At 68.8% G+C, this 631-nt stretch carries 1 protein-coding gene; it reads right to left on the minus strand.

The window, feature by feature from the left end:
• Positions 1 to 631: AMP-binding enzyme (locus tag ACP7EG_RS27705; protein ID WP_426090252.1), on the minus strand; the 631-nt coding region annotated here is incomplete at both ends.

Raw genomic sequence — 631 nt, forward strand, 5'->3', positions numbered from 1 at the left:
GCTTGCTGCAGCCGCGACAGCAAGCGGATCACCATCAGCGAATGCCCGCCCAGCGCAAAGAAGTTGGCGCTCGCGCTCACCTGTTCCGGCGCCACGCCCAGCAGCTTGCCCCAGATGCCAGCCAGCAGCCGTTCCGTCTCCCCCTGCGGCGCCACATACGCACCCTGCGCGGCCGCCAGGTCCGGTGCCGGCAGGGCCTGCTTATCGATCTTGCCATTGGCCGTCAGCGGCAACGCCGACAGCACCACATACAGCGCCGGCACCATGTGCTCCGGCAGCGCCGACTGCAGCTGTGCCTTCAGGCTGGCCAGGAATGCCTCCTCGTCACCCTGCGCATCCTGGCGCGTCACGTACGCCACCAGGCGCTTTTCCTGCCCGTCGTCGCTGCGCGCCAGCACCACCGCTGCCCCCACCTGCGCATGCTGCGCCAGCTGGTGCTCGATCTCACCGAGTTCGATGCGGAAGCCGCGCAGCTTGACCTGCTCGTCGGCGCGCCCCACATACGCCAGGCTGCCATCGGCCAGGTAGCGCACCAGATCGCCTGTCTTGTACAGCCGCGCGCTGCTGCCCGCCGTGCCGGCCTCGTGATACGGGTTGGCGATGAAGCGTTCCGCCGTCAGTTCCGGACGGT

Source organism: Janthinobacterium sp. PSPC1-1, assembly GCF_049897625.1.
GTDB lineage: Bacteria > Pseudomonadota > Gammaproteobacteria > Burkholderiales > Burkholderiaceae_D > Janthinobacterium > Janthinobacterium tructae.